This window comes from Kribbella shirazensis (assembly GCF_011761605.1).
GTDB lineage: Bacteria > Actinomycetota > Actinomycetes > Propionibacteriales > Kribbellaceae > Kribbella > Kribbella shirazensis.
Genome location: NZ_JAASRO010000001.1, coordinates 5,104,354 through 5,122,483, shown reverse-complemented (window position 1 = coordinate 5,122,483; position 18,130 = coordinate 5,104,354). Strand labels below are relative to the sequence as shown.

20 protein-coding genes are annotated in these 18,130 nt (G+C 67.9%); 11 read left to right on the top strand and 9 right to left on the bottom strand.

All coding sequences use genetic code 11. The features are described from left to right. Positions 1-8: 8 nt before the first annotated feature. The gene (locus BJY22_RS24775; RefSeq protein WP_167210703.1) at positions 9-1,856 is read right to left on the bottom strand and encodes a glycoside hydrolase family 15 protein; all 1,848 of its coding nucleotides are present in this window, start codon (positions 1,854-1,856) and stop codon (positions 9-11) included. Positions 1,857-1,901: 45 nt separating this feature from the next. Continuing rightward, entirely contained in the window at positions 1,902-2,402 is a 501-nt protein-coding gene (locus BJY22_RS24770; protein ID WP_167210700.1) for a DUF1269 domain-containing protein, read from the bottom strand. A 221-nt stretch (positions 2,403-2,623) separates the two neighbouring features. Between BJY22_RS24770 and BJY22_RS24765 the strand changes: the two genes are divergently transcribed. Then, positions 2,624-2,941, top strand: coding sequence for a hypothetical protein (locus BJY22_RS24765; RefSeq protein ID WP_202891248.1), 318 nt, complete (start codon positions 2,624-2,626; stop codon positions 2,939-2,941). Between the two features lie 128 nt (positions 2,942-3,069). Here the strand turns inward: BJY22_RS24765 and BJY22_RS24760 are convergent, their stop codons facing one another. Then, entirely contained in the window at positions 3,070-4,275 is a 1,206-nt protein-coding gene (locus BJY22_RS24760; protein WP_167210697.1) for a sigma-70 family RNA polymerase sigma factor, read from the bottom strand. Positions 4,276-4,303: 28 nt separating this feature from the next. Continuing rightward, positions 4,304-4,681, bottom strand: a complete 378-nt coding sequence (locus BJY22_RS24755) for a YciI family protein (RefSeq protein WP_167210693.1) — start codon at positions 4,679-4,681, stop codon at positions 4,304-4,306. Between the two features lie 178 nt (positions 4,682-4,859). On the opposite strand from BJY22_RS24755, the gene BJY22_RS24750 reads away from it, so the two are divergent. The 4 genes from BJY22_RS24750 (at position 4,860) to BJY22_RS24735 (ending at position 7,692) form a co-directional block, all read left to right on the top strand. After that, a complete protein-coding gene (locus tag BJY22_RS24750) occupies positions 4,860-5,249 on the top strand; it encodes a VOC family protein (RefSeq protein WP_167210690.1) in 390 nt (129 codons plus the stop codon). Then, entirely contained in the window at positions 5,249-5,623 is a 375-nt protein-coding gene (locus BJY22_RS24745; RefSeq protein ID WP_167210688.1) for a hypothetical protein, read from the top strand. Before BJY22_RS24750 ends, BJY22_RS24745 begins: the two co-directional genes overlap by 1 nt. An 85-nt stretch (positions 5,624-5,708) precedes the next feature. Then, positions 5,709-6,689 carry a calcium/sodium antiporter gene (locus BJY22_RS24740; RefSeq protein ID WP_167210685.1) on the top strand — a complete coding sequence of 327 codons (981 nt, stop codon included), beginning with the start codon at positions 5,709-5,711 and terminating at the stop codon, positions 6,687-6,689. Positions 6,690-6,897: 208 nt separating this feature from the next. Then, positions 6,898-7,692, top strand: a complete 795-nt coding sequence (locus BJY22_RS24735) for a hypothetical protein (protein ID WP_167210682.1) — start codon at positions 6,898-6,900, stop codon at positions 7,690-7,692. Between the two features lie 59 nt (positions 7,693-7,751). Here the strand turns inward: BJY22_RS24735 and BJY22_RS24730 are convergent, their stop codons facing one another. From BJY22_RS24730 to BJY22_RS24720, 3 genes are all read right to left on the bottom strand, one after another. After that, positions 7,752-9,350 (bottom strand): ABC transporter permease, encoded by a 1,599-nt coding sequence (locus BJY22_RS24730; RefSeq protein WP_167210679.1) that lies wholly within the window; start codon positions 9,348-9,350, stop codon positions 7,752-7,754. Next, complete coding sequence (locus tag BJY22_RS24725; RefSeq protein WP_167210676.1) at positions 9,347-10,261, bottom strand: ABC transporter ATP-binding protein; 915 nt, start codon at positions 10,259-10,261, stop codon at positions 9,347-9,349. Before BJY22_RS24725 ends, BJY22_RS24730 begins: the two co-directional genes overlap by 4 nt. Positions 10,262-10,345: 84 nt before the next feature. Beyond that, entirely contained in the window at positions 10,346-10,978 is a 633-nt protein-coding gene (locus tag BJY22_RS24720; RefSeq protein ID WP_337758953.1) for a TetR/AcrR family transcriptional regulator, read from the bottom strand. Positions 10,979-11,586: 608 nt separating this feature from the next. Between BJY22_RS24720 and BJY22_RS24715 the strand changes: the two genes are divergently transcribed. The 5 genes from BJY22_RS24715 to BJY22_RS24695 all read left to right on the top strand — a co-directional run bounded on the left by BJY22_RS24715 (position 11,587) and on the right by BJY22_RS24695 (position 14,836). Further along, positions 11,587-12,141: a TetR/AcrR family transcriptional regulator gene (locus BJY22_RS24715; RefSeq protein ID WP_337758951.1), complete on the top strand. Its 555-nt coding sequence runs from the start codon at positions 11,587-11,589 to the stop codon at positions 12,139-12,141. Continuing rightward, positions 12,134-12,847 (top strand): ATP-binding cassette domain-containing protein, encoded by a 714-nt coding sequence (locus BJY22_RS24710; RefSeq protein ID WP_167210670.1) that lies wholly within the window; start codon positions 12,134-12,136, stop codon positions 12,845-12,847. The genes BJY22_RS24715 and BJY22_RS24710 overlap by 8 nt, the downstream gene beginning before the upstream one ends. Continuing rightward, positions 12,844-13,599 (top strand): ABC transporter permease, encoded by a 756-nt coding sequence (locus BJY22_RS24705; protein ID WP_167210666.1) that lies wholly within the window; start codon positions 12,844-12,846, stop codon positions 13,597-13,599. Before BJY22_RS24710 ends, BJY22_RS24705 begins: the two co-directional genes overlap by 4 nt. Before the next feature lie 183 nt (positions 13,600-13,782). Further along, entirely contained in the window at positions 13,783-14,370 is a 588-nt protein-coding gene (locus BJY22_RS24700; RefSeq protein ID WP_167210663.1) for a hypothetical protein, read from the top strand. Further along, on the top strand, positions 14,330-14,836 hold the full coding sequence (locus tag BJY22_RS24695; protein ID WP_167210661.1) for a hypothetical protein: 507 nt from the start codon (positions 14,330-14,332) through the stop codon (positions 14,834-14,836). The genes BJY22_RS24700 and BJY22_RS24695 overlap by 41 nt, the downstream gene beginning before the upstream one ends. A 4-nt stretch (positions 14,837-14,840) precedes the next feature. On the opposite strand, the gene BJY22_RS24690 is transcribed toward BJY22_RS24695, so the two are convergent. Then, on the bottom strand, positions 14,841-16,514 hold the full coding sequence (locus BJY22_RS24690; RefSeq protein ID WP_167210658.1) for a SulP family inorganic anion transporter: 1,674 nt from the start codon (positions 16,512-16,514) through the stop codon (positions 14,841-14,843). Positions 16,515-16,627: 113 nt separating this feature from the next. Then, positions 16,628-17,254: a hypothetical protein gene (locus tag BJY22_RS24685; RefSeq protein ID WP_167210655.1), complete on the bottom strand. Its 627-nt coding sequence runs from the start codon at positions 17,252-17,254 to the stop codon at positions 16,628-16,630. Between the two features lie 272 nt (positions 17,255-17,526). Here BJY22_RS24685 and BJY22_RS24680 point away from each other — a divergent pair, with 272 nt between their 5' ends. Next, positions 17,527-18,126: a CBS domain-containing protein gene (locus tag BJY22_RS24680; RefSeq protein ID WP_167210652.1), complete on the top strand. Its 600-nt coding sequence runs from the start codon at positions 17,527-17,529 to the stop codon at positions 18,124-18,126. Positions 18,127-18,130 lie beyond the last annotated feature (4 nt).

Below are 18,130 nucleotides of genomic sequence, written 5' to 3'. Positions count from 1 at the left end.
CTGGAGTGTCAGCTCTCTGGCCGTTGTTTTCGGTCGAGCTGGGCGTCCAGGGTCATGGCGGCGTCGACCAGGGCGAGGTGGGTGAACGCCTGGGGGAAGTTGCCGATCTGCTCGCCGGTGAGCGCGATCTCCTCGGAGTACAGGCCGAGGTGGTTGGCGTAGGTGAGCATCTTCTCGAAGGTGAGCCGCGCCTCTTCGATCCGGCCGGCCTTGCCGAGCGCGTCGACGTACATGAACGTGCACAGCGAGAACGTGCCCTCCGAGCCGCGGAGGCCGTCCGGCGATGCCTCAGGGTTGTAGCGGTAGACGAGGCTGTCGGTGACCAGCTCGGAGTCCATCGCCCGCAGCGTCGACAGCCACAGCGGATCCCGTGGGGTGATGAACCCCACCGTGGGCATCCGCAGCAGTGACGAGTCGAGCACCTTGCTGCCGTACTGCTGGACGAACGCACCGCGTTCCGGGTCCCATCCACGGTCCATGACCTGGTCGTAGATCGCGTCGCGGGCGCGGGTCCACTGGTCCAGCGGTCCTGGCCGCGACCGGCTGGTGGCGAGCCGGATCGCCCGGTCGAACGCCGCCCAGCACATGACCCGGCCATAGGTGAAGTCCTTGCGCCCGCCCCGGGTCTCCCAGATGCCCTCCTCGGGCTGGTCCCAGTTGTCGGTGAGCCAGTCGAGCAGGTCCCGGACCGCGAGCCAGCCCTCGTGGCCAATGGCGAGGCTGCGCTGGTCGGCGAAGTAGAGGCTGTCCAGCGCCTCGCCGTAGATGTCCAACTGCAACTGATCGGAGGCACCGTTGCCGATGTGCACCGGGCGGGAGCCGCGGTAGCCCTCCCAGTGCTCCAGGGTCTCCTCGGTGAGGTCGGAGGAGCCGTCGACGCGGTACATGATGTTCAGCGGTCCACTGGCCCCGCCGGCCTTCTCCTTCACGCGGTCCCGCAGCCAGCCGCTGAAGGCAGCTGCCTCATCGGTGAACCCCATCCGCAGCAGGGCGTAGATGGAGAACGACGCGTCCCGGATCCAGGTGTAGCGGTAGTCCCAGTTCCGCTCCCCGCCGATCTGCTCCGGCAGCGCGGCCGTCGGCGCGGCCACCAAGCCACCGGTCGGCGCGTAGGTCATCAGCTTCAGCGTGATCGCCGACCGCTGGAGCATCTCGCGCCAGCGACCTGTGTAGGTGGACTGCGCCAACCACGTCCGCCAGAAGGCGGCCGTGTCGTCGAACAACTGCTGCGCCTCGGCGGCCCTGATCTCCCGCGGCGGCCCGTCGGCCGCGGTCTCGAGCATCACCCCACGCTGCTGCCCTGCCTCCAAGGTGAACGACACCTGTACGTCGCCGGTGTCGTCCACCCGAGGCCGGGACAGACGCGCGTCGCCTGGCTCACGCACGATGTGAACGGTCAGCGTCGAGCCGTCGCTCGTGCAGACACCGCCGTGTTCGGTCGCGTGCCACTGATGAGCCTTGCGCCCGTAGTCGAACCGCGGTGCGATGTCCAGGTCGAACGTCATCCGGCCGCGGACGCAGCGAAGCAGCCGCACGATCCGATGGTTCTGGGTCGCGTGCGAACTGCTCGTCACCGGCATGAAGTCGATCACCTCACCGACACCGGCCTCGGTCAGGAAGCGCGTGATGAGGATCGCCGTGTCCGGAAAGTACAGCTGCTTGGTTTCGAAGGTGCCATGCGCCGGACGGATCCGGAAGTGGCCGCCCTTCTCGTGGTCCAGCAGTGCCCCGAACACACTCGGCGAGTCGAAGCGGGGTGCGCAGAACCAGTCGATCGAGCCGTCCGTGCTGACGAGGGCGGCGGTCTGCAGGTCCCCGATCAGTCCGTGGTCCGCGATCAACGGGTAGTCCTTCATGGTGGCTCTCCTCGTGATCGGTCAGCTTCTCTGACAGCCTCGGGACTACTTCGCCGCGCCCTTGACCTCCGCCGCGCTGTCCGCGTCGACCTCGTGCTTGGTGACCTTGGCCGCATGCGACAGCGTCTTGTCGACCTCGGTGACCCACGATTCCTCGAACAGCGCCACGATTCCCGAGCTGTTCGGCGGCAGGGTGTCTTCGACGTCGGCCTTGATCGCCTTCTTCTCTCGATGGGACTTGAGGCTACCTACGCCCAGTCCCGCGCCCGCACCGACCGCTGCGCCGGCCAGCAGGCTGGGTGGGAAGATGAGGCCGATCACGGCACCACCGACCGCGCCCCAGACAGCGCCTTTCCGGGCCGTGTGGAAATCGTCGTCGACGTTGATCTTGCCGTCCGCCGCACGACTGACCAGGACGAGCCCGTCGACCTTGATCACATCGTCCGAGGCAGCTTGCTTGATAGCGTCCCAATCACCTTGGGCTGCGCCCGCGTCCGGGTAGGCAGCGATGTACAGGTCGACTGGAGCCTTGATGTCAGATCCCACGGGTCTCTCCTCTTGACCAGGCGACCACGGCCGCACGCGGTACGACGACGTACCTCTCGTCACACTGCCGCCGGCCCTCGTGGAAAACCTCACCCCGGGCGGACTAGGTGCTCCGAGCGGCGTGCCACCTCGGATCAATTCACCCCGCACGGATGATGCTCACCGTCAGCTCTCACGCAACGATCCAAGTCAACCCTCGACCCCCGGTGGGCCGACCAGGAATGCGCGAGAGGAATGACATGGGCTGCTTGTTCGCCTTATTTGCCGGCGTCTTTCCGCGCTTCGCTCTGCTGATTGTGTGGATCGCGCGCCCCAGACTGGTGGACGAAGCCTTCGACGGCTGGTTCTGGCCGCTGCTCGGCCTCGTCTTCCTGCCCTTCGCGACCCTCATGTACGTCATCCTCCACACGGGCGGCGGCCTCACCGGCTTCGACTGGTTCTGGGTCTTCTTCGCCGGCATCCTCGACCTTGCCCACTGGGGCGCCAGCTGGACCCAGCGCCGCGGCATGCCCGGCTACCCGGGCACCGCCCGGGTGTAGGCTCCGGCCACCCTGGCAGACATCCGCCGGCGGAGGAGCTCGCCGGCGGCGCAGAAGCGCTTCCCCGATCCGCTTCTCGCCGAGATACTTACTGGCGAAGGATTCGAATACTTCTGTGAACCAAAGCCTCAATCAGATGATGGCTGACGGCTCTGGTTGAGGAGGAACTGTCTGGTGGGGTCGGTTCGGGCCAGTTGGGCGGCTCGGGTGTAGGCCTCGGATGCTTCGGCTCGACGGCCTAGGCGGTCGAGGATGGAGGCGCGGGCTGCGTGCCATGGGTGATACGTGGCGAGTTGTTCTTCGAGCTCGTCGACCAGGAGCAGACCATCGCGCGGCCCCAGAGTCTCGGCTGCGGCGATGGCCCGGTTCAAAGCGACGACGGGCGTCGGCATGACTGCCACCAGTCGGTCGTAGAAGCGGACGATCGTGGCCCAGTCGGTGTCCTCGTACCTCGCCGCCGCACAATGCACAGCCTGGATCGCGGCCTGCAACTGGAACGGCCCCAGCCTGCGCCGCCGCAGACAACCGAGCACGAGCGACTGACCCTCGTCGATCAACTCGCCGTCCCACAGGGACCGATCCTGGTCCTTCAGCAACACGACTTCCCCGCCAGGACCCCGGGCCCGGATCCGCGCCTCGTTGAGCAGGATGAGCGCGAGCAGGCCGGACACCTCCGGCTCGTCCGGCAGCAGGACGCCGAGCAGCCGGGTCAGCCGGATCGCGTCCGCGCGCAGGGCAGTCCGGCCGATGTCCTCGGCACCGGCGTTGTACACCAGGTACAGCACGGAAAGCACGGCCCGCAGCCGCGCCGGAAGTTCCTCGTCGTCAGGCACCCGGTACGGGATGTTCGCGGCCTTGATCTTGTACTTCGCCCGCACCAGGCGCTTCAGCATCGTGTCCTCACTCACCAGGAAGGCCGCGGCCACCTCCGCCGGCGTGAGACCGGCGATGAGGCGGAGGGTGAGCGCCACCTGATGCTCGACCCTCAGGGCCGGGTGGCAGCAGGTGAAGATCAGCCGCAGTTGATCGTCGCGCAAGGGATCAAGGAGGTCAGCGTCATCGGCCCCGGTGCGGATCCGTTCCGTCGCCATGAGCTCGGTCAGCTCGCGTCCGCGCCGCTTCCGCCGTACGACGTCGACCGCACGGTTCCGCGCCGTGGCGACGATCCAGCCGGCCGGGTTGACCGGGACACCGTCGCGTGGCCAGCGATCCATCGCGGTCACGAAGGCGTCCTGTACGGCGTCCTCGGCCAGCCCGATGTCGCCGAACACCCGGACCAACGTGGCCACCGCCTGCCCGTGCGCGTCGCGGAACACCCGCTCGACGTCATCCACCGCCTATCACCGGCCGATCACTGATCGCTCAGTGGTCGGCGAGTCGCCCGGTGGCCCGGAACGGCCGTACTTCGATGTCGTGATCAATGGCCTCCACCACCTTCTCCGCCCAGGCCATCGCCGCGTCGAGATCCTCGGCGTTGATGACATAGAAGCCGCCGATGTGCTCCTTCGCCTCCACGAAGGGACCATCCGTCGTCACCTTGTCCAGGCCGGTACCGCCCTTGACCACGGTGGACGCGTCCGGACCGTGCAACGCACCACCGAACACGAACACGCCGGCCCGATCCATCTCTTCTTCCAGCGCGATCACGCGGCCCATGAAGGCCCGCATCTCCTCTTGGGTCCTAGCCGTCGACGGCCCGCTGCCGCTCCCGTCGTACACCGACAACAAATACTGCTTCATCGAACACCTCGACTCCGCGGGACCGTCCCGCCTCGTCCTCTCAACGAAAGAGAACCACCCGATCAGGACACACCGAGATCAATTCTGCGGCCAAACACCGACATAGGGTTGTCGCGAGGTGCTGCAACCGTGGTTTTGTCCCGCCGTACGGCGGGCGATCCACACGAAGGAGAGACCGATGACGACTCCCGCTCCGGGCACCCTGGCATGGTTCGAGGTCGGCACGAGCGACCCCGACGGCGCCCAGAAGTTCTACGGCAGCCTGTTCGACTGGAGCTTCGACGCGGACGGCCCCGCGGCCGCCGGCGGCATGGACTACCGCAACATCAAGGCCTCCGGCGCCGACGCGCCGATGGGCGGCATCTTCGGCACACGCGGGCAGGTTCCCGACCACGCGGTGTTCTACATCCTCGTCGCCGATGTCGAAGCCACCTGCGCCGACGCCGAGCAACTCGGCGGCTCCGTCGTGAGCAAGCACCTCGAACCGGGCCCCGGCGCCCCGGCGTTCGCCTATCTACGCGACCCCTCCGGCAACCAGTTCGGCATCTTCACCCCACCCGCGACCTGATGACCAACAACCCGAAGCACACGTCCTCGCCGACCGGCCCCGGCGAGGACGCGGCGCGGGCGCTCTACGACGACCTCACCGACGATCTGCTGTACGACCCCGCGATCGGCCGCGCCACCATGATGGGCTACCCCTGCGTCCGGCTCGCCGGGCAGTTCGTCGCGTCGTACGACAAGGCCGGCTGCCTGATCGTCAAACTACCCAGCCACCGCGTCACAGAACTCATCACCGCCGGCAGCGGCGAACCGTTCGCCCCCGCCGGCAAAGTCTTCCGTGAGTGGGTGGCCATCCCGACCGTCGATCGCCGGCTGTGGGAATCGGTTCTCGCCGAGGCCGTCACCTTCGCCAGAAAGAACCTGAACGACTCTCGGTGAGCGGCTTGTCGTGTAGGTTGCTCGTTGGTGTGCCGGGAAGCCTGGTCGGCGGCAGGGTGTGGTGTGTCGATCGAGGGGACTCCCGATGGTTGTTCAGGTTCTGCTTGCCGTTGCCGGTCTGATCGTGCTGACCTTCGCGGCTGATCATCTGGTGCTCGGATCCTCCCGGCTGGCGCAGCGGATGCGGATCAGTCCTGTCGTGGTCGGCGTCGTCGTCATCGGTCTGGGTACGTCGGCGCCCGAGTTCCTCGTCTCCGGGGTCGCCGCGGCACGCGGGGATACCGGACTGGCCGTGGGCAACATCGCCGGGTCCAACATCCTCAACCTGACCCTCGTCCTCGGGATCGCCGCGCTCGCCGGACCGGTGGCTGTGGCGTCACAGGTGATCCGTCGTGAGGTGCCGCTGGCGGTCGGCGCCGTCATTCTGTTCTCGTTCCTGGCGTGGGCGGGTCTGAGCCCGGTGACGGGCGTGGTGCTCGCCGTCGCGGGCGTGTGCGCGTTGCTGGTCCTGCTGCGTTGGGCCGGCCAGGGACGCAGCAACGAGGAGGTGGCCTCCGAGGCCGCGGAGTTCACCCAGGCGACCGCGACCGTGGATGTGCCCGTGCAACCATCACGGCTACCGGCGTGGTTCGAGCCAGTACGCGCGCTCCTCGGACTCGCCGGAGTACTGGCCGGAGCTCAGCTCCTGGTCTCCAACGCGTCGGCCATCGCAACCGATCTCGGCGTACCGCAAGTCATCATCGGCTTCACGCTGGTCGCGCTCGGTACGTCGCTACCGGAACTGGTCACCACCGTTCAGGCACAGCGCCGCGGCGAATCCGACCTCGTCGTCGGAAACCTGTTCGGCAGCAACCTGTTCAACAGCCTCATCGGAGGCGCGGTCATCGGCCTCGCATCCGGTTCGGCCGCACCCGGACGGGCCGCCGTCGCCCTGAGCGTCACGATGATCCTCACCGCCGGGCTGGCCTGGATGCTGCTCCGCCGAGGCCTCGTCCTGACCCGCATCGAAGCCCTCGTCCTCCTCGCCGCCTACGCACTCACCATGCCACTACTGCTCTCGACGTAAATCCGCTTCGGTCACGTTCTTGTCACTGCCGTAACACCGGCAGGCTTCAAACGATCTACTCAATAGGTACGGTCCCAGCGGTTCCCACAGCCGGGCGGGGCGTGCCGCAGTGGTGTGCTCCATTCCGTGGAGCATCTAGTTGTTCTGGTGTGCCGGGAAGTCTGGTCGGCAGCGCGCGACCCATGCCCTTGACACCAGGAGACTCCTCATGACGAAGTCACTCCGAGCCGTTGCCTGCTCCGCGGTTCTCATGCTCGCGTTCACCTCCTGCTCCGGCGGAACCAAGAGCGGCTCCCCTACGGCCTCGAGCGCCCCGTCCTCGACGCCTACCAGCACCACGCCGGCCACCGCGCCCAGTAGTACGCCGCCGGCCGTCACGCCGAGCGCCGTACCGTCACCGACCGCGCCCGCCGTACCGAAACGGACCGCGGCTCAGCTCACCAAGGCCTTGCTCGCGCTGGCCGATCTGCCGCCGGGCTTCTCGCTCGAGAAGGACGACGTGGGCGACGACGCCGATGTCACCGTGTCATCGAAGGACACCCGCTGCGCCAAGCTGGTTGCGTTCACCAACGCGGACAACCCGCCCGGCTCGAAGGCGTCGGCCGCTCAGTCGTACTCCGGTGGCGCACAGGGCCCCTTCATCGACGAGACCATCGACGCCATGGGATCACCGGCGGCCGCCCGGGCGCTCCAAAAGTCCTTCAAACAGGCCGTCACCGCCTGTCGGACCATGTCCTTGAAGGTTCCTGGCGAAGGAACCTCACCGATCAGCGTCCGTGAGGTTTCCGCACCGGACGTCGGCACCGATCCGGTCGCCGTCCGGTTCACCGCGACCGCCGGCCCGCTGCAGGGCTTCGAAGTCACCGTGGCCACCGCGGCGGTCGATGACGTCGTCGTGGCCGTCACCGTGATCAACGGACTGCCCGAAGACATCGAGGGCGCCACCACGGCGGCGGTCGAGAAGGCGCAGGACACGCTCGCTGCCTCCGCCTCCGGCACCTGACAGCCGCGGACTGCTGGACTCGGCGCCTCCGCCTGGCGGCCGGCGCCGAGTCCAGCGTTTCACGACAGGTCGAGGTCCCGCCGGCGGAAGCTGATGCCTGCGGCAACTGTCAGCACCGCGGCGATGGCGGTCAGCAGGATCAGAGGGAGTGCCTCGATGCTGGACAGCGGCATCGCAGTGGTGTGACCGAACGGGGAGTGCTTCGCGAATCCGTCCGGCAGGTCCAGCAGCGCGCCGAAGAATCCGAAGAAGAAGGCATAGGCGACCACGAGCCATGCCCAGCTCGACGCCCCCGGCCGCAGCCCGAACAACACCGCCGCGACGCCCACCACCATCAGGACGGCGGGGACGAACGCAAGGGTCGCAACCGTCGCCTCGGCGACCACACCGCCGTCCGAACCGCTCGTGACGGCACCGAGACCGACCCCGAGTCCGCTGATGAGCAGCAGCACGACGGAGGCCAGAGCGGTGTACCCGAGCCACGAGCCGATCCAGCGCCGTCGGCTGACGGCGGTGGCCAGGGCGGCCTCGGCGTGACCAGTGCGTTCCTCGGACTTCAGTCGCAGTACGGACGTGACCGCGAACGCCGCGATCATCAGCGCGAAGAACAACGCCATCGCGCCGAAGAAGCCGTCCGTCGGATCCTGTCCGCTGGCTCGGAACACCTCACCCATCTCCGGGTTCTCGGCCACTGCCTCGGACACCGAATCACTCAACGAACCGGTGGCCAGGGCGAAGACGAACAAGCCGGTCCCCCAGCCGATCAAGCTCGCGCGCTGCTGCCGCGCCGCCAACCCGAACGGCGTGGACAGCGACTGCGCCGCGTTCGCTCGTCCCAACCGGGCAGGCAGCAGTCCGGCGCCGACGTCACGCCGCCCGGACAACGCATAAGCCACGCCGACAGCACCCGCGACGAACGCGACCGGCAGCAGCAGCGGCCACCACCGCAGATCGACGAACGGACGCAACTGTTGCGTCCACGCCAGCGGCGAGAGCCACGACAGAATGTTCCCGCCACGCTGCGACGCATCCCCGATGGCCCGCAGCAGGAAGGCGGCACCGACGACCGCCATCGCCAGGCTCGACGCCGACCGGGCATGCTCGGTGAGCTGCGCGGTCACGGTCGCGACGCCGGCGAAGACCAGACCCGTCAAGCCCAGCCCCAGACCGACGGCGAACGAATCCGCGGCCGACAGGTCACCGCTGATCATGGCCAGCGCCGTCAGCAGAGCGACTCCGGCGTTCGCGATGACCGCGACGATCAGCGCGGCCAGTGGCGCGGCGTACCGGCCGACGACGGCGGATCGGACGAGTTCGGCCCGTCCGGTCTCCTCCTCGGCACGTGTGTGCCGCACGACCAGGAAGATGCTCATCATCGCCGCCGGCACGGCGAGCCACAGCACCATCTCGTTGGTGATCATCGCGCCGAGCGTGTAGTTGTCGAGGCCGTACCCCGGCCCCGACATCATCGTCGCCGCGGGCGAATCCATCAGCCTCGCCCGGACCTGACGCTGCTCCGGCGTCGCATAGACAGTCGGCAGCGCGCTGACGGCGTACAGCATGCCGAGCCCGATCGCACCGACCCAGATCGGCAACTTCACCCGGTCCCGACGCAGCGCGAACCGGACCAGGTCTCCCGTCGCGGTGAAGTTCGTCATGACTCCGCCCCGACCAACTCGTCACCGTACTGGCGCAGGAACAGCTGCTCCAACGACGGCGGAGCACTCGTCAGGCTCCGTACGCCGAGACCGCCCAGAACCCGCACTACCTCCGCGAGCTCGTCATGGTCGACGTCGAACGTGACCGTCCCGTCCTCCGCGCGCAGATCGTGGACGCCGGGCAGCGCGGCCAACCGCTGCGTATCACCGTCCAGCGACACCGTGATCGTCGTACGGGTCAAGTGACGTAGCTCCGCCAGCGTGCCGGACTGCACCGCGCGGCCCGCGCGGATGATCGTGACCGTGTCACACAGCTTCTCCACCTCCGCGAGGATGTGACTGGACAACAACACCGAACGACCGGCCGCCTTCGCCTCGGCGATGCACTCCTGGAACACCGTCTCCATCAACGGATCCAGACCAGACGTCGGCTCGTCCAGCACCAGCAGCTCGACGTCAGCGGCCAACGCCGCGACCAGGGCCACCTTCTGCCGATTGCCCTTGCTGTACGTACGTCCCTTCTTCGTCGGATCGAGCTCGAAACGCTCCAGCAGCTCCGCCCGGCGCGCCTTCGACGCGCCACCGCGCAACCGGGACAGCAGATCGATCGCCTCACCGCCGGTCAGGTTCGGCCACAGACTCACGTCACCCGGCACATACGCCAGTCGGCGGTGCAGCTCGACCGCGTCGTGCCACGGGTGCAGCCCGAGTACCTCGACGTACCCGGAGTCGGCGCCGAGCAGCCCGAGGACGATCCGGATCGTAGTGGACTTGCCGGCACCGTTCGGGCCGAGGAAACCGGCCACCTGGCCGGCGTTGACGGTCAGGTCGAGACCGTCGAGTGCCTTCACCTGGCCGAAGGACTTGTGGAGTTGCTGAATCGTCAGAGCTGCATTCTGGGCAGCAGTCATCGCTGAACCTCTTCGCTGTGATTCCGGGATCGTCCCGGCGTGATGTCGTCTGTCAGCAGCGCCTCGAGACAGGCGCGTGATCGGCTACGGCTTCGCGTCGCCGGCCGGCGGATCGCAGACGTACATCAAGTAGGCGTCGAGCATCTGGCGATCGACGAACAGCCCCTCCGAGAACACCTCCAGCGCCGGCAAGGTGATCTCGTCGGAAACCTGGCGCAGCTCCTTACGGAAGTCGTCGATCTCCCGGAAGCCCGGGTGCAACGAGATCCACAACAACAACGAACCCATCGCCTGCATCGCCAGATAGCGAGCCCGCGCGGCAGGATCCCGGCTCGGCCTGATCAGACCGCTCGCGACACCGGCCTCGAGATACTCCAGCGCGTCAGCGCACATCCGCTCCATGAACTCGTTCGCGAGCTCACCGCCGGCCTGCAGGCTCCGCAACGAGTACAACGCCATCGGCGCGTACTCCTCGACCTCCGCCAACTGCGCGATCGCCGCCGCCGGACCACCCGTGGTCGCCCTCAGCTTCTCCGACCGGATCACGCCCAGCACATACGCGTCACACGCCCGCCGCAGCCCGTCCTTCGACCCGAAATGATGCACCACCAGGCCCGCGGTCACCCCGGCATCCGCAGCCACCGCCCGCAGCCCTACCGAGAACCCGTCACGCCCGTACCGCAGGATCGCAGCATCCCGAATCCGCTCAGCCGTCACCCGCCCAGCCCCCTGAGCCGAGCCACCGGAATCCGCGGTTGAACGCACGTTCAAACCCTAAACACCCGTTCAATCCGTGGCAAGCGCGCCGCACGAAACGGTTGCGTCCGAACACGCGTCAGGAGAAGGTTCAACCCCAACCCGAGGGTGAGAAACATGGCACGACGAGTTGACTGGCCCGGTCGCGGTCCGACCTGGCTCGGCGTACCGGCGCTACTGGCCGCCATCGTCGGCGTGCTGATCCTGACAGACATTTCGTGAGCGGCAGGCCATCCCATGGGTGCCGGAAGGTACGCATCCACCGGCTCAGGGCACCAGATACGCCGCGCCACTGAGCATCCTGTACGACGCATCCGATCCCAGCGAGGTCCTCGCACGAACTGACGCCGAACAGTGGCTGGCCGACCGCGACACGCCGCGTCTCGGCGTCGCCCTCATTGCCGGAGGCTCCGCCATAACGCTGGCTGCTCTGGTTCTGCTGACCAGGGATGCCCGGCGCCGCGGTGTGGCCTGGTGGCAGTGGTACTCCGACCCACGCCCACGACCCGTCGACGACAGGTAGTCCCCAGTCCTTGCCCCAGCGAAACGTTAGCGACTAACATTTGGGTGTGGTTACACGGGCGGACAGGACTCGGAACCGGCTGCTCACGGCGGCCTTGGAGTTGTTCGCGGAGCGTGGGTACGACGGCACGAGCGTGAGCCAGATCGCGGCCCGTGCGGGGGTGACCGAGATGACGTTCTTCCGGCACTTCCCGGGCAAGGCGAGCCTGCTGGTCGACGATCCGTACGATCCTGTGATCGGCGTCGCGATCTGTCAGCAACCCGCCGGCCTCGATCCGATCACCCGCGCGGCCCGGGGAGTCCGTTCGGCGTGGCGGCAGCTACCGCAACCAGCGGTCGGGGAAGTTCGGTTGCGGCTGCGCATCGTTGCCCAGACTCCTGCCCTGCGGGCGAGCATCGCCGGCGGAACGGCCGCGACGGAGGCAGTGATCGTCGACGCTCTCACCGGCGGCGGTACCCGTCGCGAGGATGCTCTGATCGCCGCGGCAGCAGTGATGGCCGCGCTCAACACGGCCCTGCTCGAGTGGAGCCTGACCGACAGCGACGACCTCGGCCAGGCGATCGAGACGGCCCTTGACGTCCTCGAGGCTCGCCGTGAGTGACGCCGCGCTGGACGCGCGAGGTCTGGTCCGTACGTACGACGACGGCACCGGCGTACGCGGCGTCGACATCCGAGTCGCGGCGGGTGAGATCCATGCGCTGGTCGGATTGAACGGCGCCGGGAAGACCACGCTGATGCGACTCCTTCTCGACATGCTGAAGCCGACCAGCGGAACGGTCACCATCGCCGGCCGCAGCCTCGATCGCACCGACTGGTCGGCTGTCGGGCATCTGATCGACTACCCACTCGCCTACCGCGAGCTGACCTGCCGGCAGAACCTGGCCCTCGGTGCCCGGCTGCACGGCGTCCCACCGGCCATGATCCCCGGCATCGTCGAAGCATCCATGACCGAACTGCAACTGACGCAGTACGCCGACCGCCGGGTCAGCAAACTGTCACTCGGCAACAAGCAACGCCTCGGCATCGCGTCCGCACTGCAGCACCACCCGCGGATCATCGTGCTGGACGAACCCACCAACACCCTCGACCCAGCGGGGGTGATCCTCCTCCGCGAGGCCCTGCTGCGCCGCGCCGCCGCAGGCGCCGCCCTCCTCGTCAGCAGCCACCACCTCGACGAGGTCGCACGCATCGGCGATCGGATCTCGGTGATGAACGCCGGGCGCATCATCGGATCGCTCGATCCGCACGGTGTCGACATCGAGCGGTCGTTCTTCGACATCGTGCACAGCGACCAGGACGCCGCATGATCAGCGGCCTCGTCATGGAGTTCACCAAACTCGCTCACGCGACCGTGGCGCGAGTCACCGGCGTACTCATGGTGCTGGGAATCTCGCTGATCTGCTCCTCGATGCTGCTGGCAGTCCACACCGACGACCCTCAACTCGCCGCCAAGCTCGGGCCGCTGATCGACCCTGGGGGTTGGGTCGGCTACCTCACCGTCGCGATCCAGGTCACCGGCGCTGCCGGATTCGTCGGGTACGGCGTCGTACTGAGCTGGCTGTTCAGCCGCGAATTCGCCGAGGGCACCGTCACCGGCCTGTTCGCGATTCCGGTCTCCCGGCGGACGATCGCCGCCGCCAAGTTCATCGTCTACCTGGTGTGGGGGCTGGTCACCGCGATCGCCCTCCTGCTGGCCCTGATCGTCCTCGGCCTCATCAGCGGACTCGGCCCGATCCCCGCCGACGCCGTACCGGCGATGGGCAGACAGTTCGGCCTCTCGGTCTTCAGCATCCTCATCGCCGCCCCGGCCGCCTGGGCGGCAACCCTCGGCCGATCCGTACTCGCCGGGATCGGAACCACCATCGGCATCCTCGTCGCGTCCCAGGTGAGCGTGATCGCCGGCACCGGCGGCTGGTTCCCCTTCGCCGCACCCGCACTGTGGGCAATCAACACCGACATCGCCGTCACGCCAGTGCAACTTTCCCTCGTGCTACCAGTCGTCGCACTCGGCGTCGTCCTCACCCTGCGCTCCTGGCACCTCCTCCAACTCGACCGATAGGTGTCATTGCTGGTCCACATCGATCGCCGATCTCACGACGTGGGCGTCAATCTCAGCGTGTAACGTTCGGGCCCCGTTGGCGGATAGTACGAGTGAGTCGGTCGTGCGCTCGCGGGACGGACCACGGTGTGCCGGGAAGCCTGGTCGGCGACATGCGTTGTCGTCGATCGAAGGAGGCGCGACATGCCGACCTCCCGCTGGGTCTCGGTGCTGGGCGTCTTCGCTCTCGTGGCCACGATCCTCGGCTTGGTCGCCCTCCTCGACATCCGTCACCAACGAGCCGTCGCTCAGGACTTCCTGGATACCGGCGTCGAGATGATCGCCGATCAGGTCGAGGTGGCGGTCTGGTACGGCAGAGGCGGGGACTATGTCGACGAAGTCGAGGTGACGTTCGTCGTGGCGACCAAGCGCGTGGTGGCGACCTTGTCGAACAGCCTCGGCGATCCGGAAGGCAACGCCGAGGGCCGCCATCCACCGGCTGCCGGTACTCGATACGCGGCCCCTCTGCGGATCGTCTACAAGCCCGAGGACCCGTCGCAGGTCATGGCTCTCGTCGACGCCGAGGAGTTCGCCGCCGACAGCGCAACTCCAGCGGGCGTCGCAGGCATCGTCACCATCGGAGGAACGACGACCGTCGCCATCGCTGTCGGCCGGCTTGCGCAGTGGCGGCTGTTGTCAGGCAGAGTGGATCGTGCGGAGCGGCGCCGCGTCGGCCGACCACGCGGCACCGGTGACGGATCGACTGGACGGCATCGTCGTGCCGACGGGTAGGCATCGAGACGGCGGGACCGACGGTCCTTGGCTGGAGCGCGTCATTCTGTCGACCCCAGTCGGCGAGTGGTCAATCCCCCGCCTGGTCCTGATCCTGCTGTGGATCGCCGGCATGGCAGGCATTTCGGCGTCCTTCGTGTACGACGACCTGATGCTCGACCGCCGCGGCGAACTCGTGACCGCGGTCGTACTCCGCACCAACTACGACCAGCGCGACCCCAGCTTCAACGCACAACTTCACGCACCCTTCGCCGGCGCACGAGTCCTTGTCGAGGACATCCACCAACGACCGGCCACCGGCGACCTCATCGACCTCGAGGTGGACGCCCGCAAACCCACCAGGGTCCGCGATCCGCAGTCCTGGCGCTGGAACCCGGCTGAGGTCGCCTTCATCGCCCTCGCCCCCACCGGCGCACTCATCGCCTGGGCCCGCCTCAACCACCTGCGCCGCAGATACCGACGCTAGAACGTCAGTTGCCGTTGTCGCGGTGGAAGGCCTCGACCGCGGTGGGGAGTGTGTAGAAGACACGGTCGGGGCCGAGGCGGTCGAGGAATCCGGCTGCCTCGAGGTCGTCGCGGAGATCCTGTTTCACGCGGGCCATAGCGAGCACGATGCCGCGGGCCTCGAGCTCTTCGCGGAGGGTGTCGAGGGCGTCGATCGCGGTGATGTCGATCTCGACGTTGGCTTCGGCGTTCAGCAGCAGCCAGCGGACCGGAGTCGCGGCGTGGTCCACCGCCGCCAGTGCGCGGCGCTGGAAGTCCTCGGCGTTGGCGAAGAACAGCGGTGAGTCGTAGCGGTAGACGACCAGGCCGGGCACTGCGCGGGCGTCGGGATAGTCGTCGATGTCGTGCATACCCGCGATCCCGGGGACGTAGCCGAGGATGCCGTCGTGCGGCCGCGCGACGCGACGCAGTACGTCGAGAACCGAGAGCGCCACCGCGACGAGTACGCCGTACAGGACGTCCAGTGCGATCACACCAACGGTCGTTGCCACCGCCAACAACAGTTCAGTGCGGCGAAAGGACGCGATGCGCCGGAACTCCGCGAGGTTGATCAGCCGCAGTGCGGCGTACACGACCAGGGCGCCCAGTGCCGGGATCGGGAAGGTGGACAGCAGCGGTCCGGCGAACAGGAGCGTCGCGAGGATGACGACCGCGGCTGCCAGCGAGTAGACCTGGCTCTTCGCTCCGGAGGCCTCGGCGAGCGCGGTCCGGCTGCCGCTGCTGCTGATCGGGAATCCCTGCAGTACTCCGGCAGACACGTTCGACAGACCGAGGACGAGGAACTCGCGCCCCGGATCGATCCGCTCGCGTCCGCGGCTCGCGAACGCCCGGGCGGTCAGCACGGTGTCGGTGTAGCCGACCAGCGCAACGCCTAGCGCCGCCAACGCCAGCAGCCCGATGTCACCGGCCTCCACGCCCGGCACGCGCGGATCCGGCAGACCACTCGGCACCGCGCCGACGAGCCGCACTCCGTGGGCGCTCAGGTCGCCGGCCCACGTCACGACCGCGGCGAGTACCACCACGATGATCGGACCGGGCAGCCACGGCGTCCAGCGCGCGAATACCAGAAGCAGGATGATCGCGACGACTGACAGCACCACCGGAGCCACTTGCCACTCCCCTATGAGCCGGATCGCGGACAGTACTTCGGCCGGTGGTGAGTCACCTGCTACCGGCGCTCCGGTCAGGCGGCCGAGCTGGCTGGTCATCATGATCACTGCGATTCCGGCCAGGTACCCGACGAGCACCGGCTTGGACAACAGGTCCGCGAGGAAGCCGAGGCGAGCGGCCCAGCAGATCACGCACACCGCACCGACGAGCAACGCGAGCAGAGCGGCCAGCCCGGCGTACCGGACCGGATCACCGGCGGCCAGCGGACCGATGGCGGTCGCGGTCAACAATGCGGTCGTCGACTCCGGACCGAGCGAGAGGAGCCGTGAGGAGCCGAGGAGGAAGTACAGCACCAGCGGTACAAGCGCCGCCCACAACCCGGTCACGGCCGGCAGGCCGGCCAGTTGCGCGTATGCCATCACCTGCGGCACGAAGTACGCCGCGACTGTGAGTCCCGCGACCACATCCGACCGCAGCCAGCTCGGGCGGTACCCACGGAGCGTCGCAACCCCTGGTACCGAGAACGTCATCCCGCGGCTCCCCTGAACAGGCCGGTCTCCCCCGACTCTCCGGGGACATTGTCGCCTCTCCGCGACACGTTGCTCGGCAACCGGGGGCGCGCCCCGCGGGAATCAGCCCCTGATCACGAGTTCCGGAGGAATCTGGCTGGGTCGCCTGCCGCGCTCGCGGAGGAGGACAGCCAAGCCTGGAGGCCTTCGGGGTCGCGGCGGCCGAGCTCGTCCAGGCAGTGCTGGCGATCCATGACGATGCGGAGCCGCTGCTTGTCGGTTCTGGCTTGCCGCAGCGCCTCGTAGCTGTCACGCCATTGCCGGCAGAGGTCCGTCGTACTGGGCGTCGGCACGTCGCTCTGCCTGACCGGCGTACCGAATCCAAGTCGCGCGCTGCACCACTGCACGACGGGGGGCGAGGAGGCGGCCAAGAGTACAGCCAGCCAGAGCACACTCAGCCCCAGAACGACAGTGACGCCAATGACCAGGCTGACCACTGCAGTCGCTGCGGCTGCGGCGGTAGCGATCTGTCCTCTCCTCCAGCGAGCGGTCTCGCCGCCGTCGTACAAGCCGATGGCACTCGCGGCAGCCACGCCGACAGCCAGCAGCGCCACCACCAGGATGTCCGCCGGCAGCAGCAGTCCTGCGGCAACGACACCGAGCACAACGGACACGCCGCAGAACACCCGCCAGACGGCGCGGTAGAGCGCCAGCCGCGGGCTTGCTCCCGCACCCTCGAACGAGAAGCCAGGTCGTCCCATGGCCGAGCCTCCTGATCCAGGCCTTCGCTCCACCATCGTCATCGGCACCTGCCACCGCCAGGGCCCGAAGTCCCATCCACTGGGGGTACGACGTCCCTCGTGTCTTCGCCGCACCATCGCATCAGGGGCAGCTCGACGCCGTCCGCATCCTCAGCGCAGAGTCGTTCTACCTATGGGGCCAGGACCTAGCGCCCTACAACCGCAGCTCGGCCCCGGAGACGCTGTCCACGAGGCCGGAGTTGGCCGGCAGACCACGACACGAGGTGAGGACGATGCTGATCCGGGACCTGATGAGCGCGCCCGTGATGACCGTGAGCCCCGAGACCCCGATCTCATCTGTGCTCCGACTGCTGGACGCCGCGAGGATCACCTCGGTACCGGTCGTCGGCCGGCACGGCACCCTGCTCGGGATCGTCAGCGAGGCGGACATCATGGAGGACGAGGCCCTCATCGACGACAGGGTCCCGGTCACCGTGGTGCGGGTACCCGCTCCGACGCCACCGCGCCGGGTCGCCGAGGTGATGACGCACCTCGTCGTGACCGTCCAGCCGGACGACGATCTCGAGGCAGCGATCGATCTGATGCGGTCGACGATGATGAAGAGCCTGCCGGTCGTCGAGTACGACCGGGTGGTCGGAATGATCAGCCGCAGCGATGTGATCCATCTACTCGCCGGGCGGGACCGCCGGATCCAGGCCGAGGTGACCGACCTTCTCCAGTCGGAAGCGCCGCACTGGCGGGTTGAGGTGCAGGATGGCATCGTCACCGTCACCGGCCCGGTCGACCCCCGCGAACGCCATCTCGCCGAGGTGCTCTGCGGCACGGTCCGAGGCGTCGTCGGCGTACAGATCAACCGGCTGAGCACGCTCTGACGGC

Bases quoted from the DNA above. Each gene is read 5' to 3' on its own strand.
- BJY22_RS24740 (WP_167210685.1), top strand. From the start codon at position 5,709: ATGGTTGTTCAGGTTCTGCTTGCCGTTGCCGGTCTGATCGTGCTGACC.
- BJY22_RS24730 (WP_167210679.1), bottom strand. From the start codon at position 9,350: ATGACGAACTTCACCGCGACGGGAGACCTGGTCCGGTTCGCGCTGCGT.
- BJY22_RS24775 (WP_167210703.1), bottom strand. From the start codon at position 1,856: ATGAAGGACTACCCGTTGATCGCGGACCACGGACTGATCGGGGACCTG.
- BJY22_RS24745 (WP_167210688.1), top strand. From the start codon at position 5,249: ATGACCAACAACCCGAAGCACACGTCCTCGCCGACCGGCCCCGGCGAG.
- BJY22_RS24765 (WP_202891248.1), top strand. From the start codon at position 2,624: ATGCGCGAGAGGAATGACATGGGCTGCTTGTTCGCCTTATTTGCCGGC.
- BJY22_RS24690 (WP_167210658.1), bottom strand. From the start codon at position 16,514: ATGACGTTCTCGGTACCAGGGGTTGCGACGCTCCGTGGGTACCGCCCG.
- BJY22_RS24755 (WP_167210693.1), bottom strand. From the start codon at position 4,681: ATGAAGCAGTATTTGTTGTCGGTGTACGACGGGAGCGGCAGCGGGCCG.
- BJY22_RS24750 (WP_167210690.1), top strand. From the start codon at position 4,860: ATGACGACTCCCGCTCCGGGCACCCTGGCATGGTTCGAGGTCGGCACG.
- BJY22_RS24705 (WP_167210666.1), top strand. From the start codon at position 12,844: ATGATCAGCGGCCTCGTCATGGAGTTCACCAAACTCGCTCACGCGACC.
- BJY22_RS24685 (WP_167210655.1), bottom strand. From the start codon at position 17,254: ATGGGACGACCTGGCTTCTCGTTCGAGGGTGCGGGAGCAAGCCCGCGG.
- BJY22_RS24725 (WP_167210676.1), bottom strand. From the start codon at position 10,261: ATGACTGCTGCCCAGAATGCAGCTCTGACGATTCAGCAACTCCACAAG.
- BJY22_RS24700 (WP_167210663.1), top strand. From the start codon at position 13,783: ATGCCGACCTCCCGCTGGGTCTCGGTGCTGGGCGTCTTCGCTCTCGTG.
- BJY22_RS24735 (WP_167210682.1), top strand. From the start codon at position 6,898: ATGACGAAGTCACTCCGAGCCGTTGCCTGCTCCGCGGTTCTCATGCTC.
- BJY22_RS24680 (WP_167210652.1), top strand. From the start codon at position 17,527: ATGCTGATCCGGGACCTGATGAGCGCGCCCGTGATGACCGTGAGCCCC.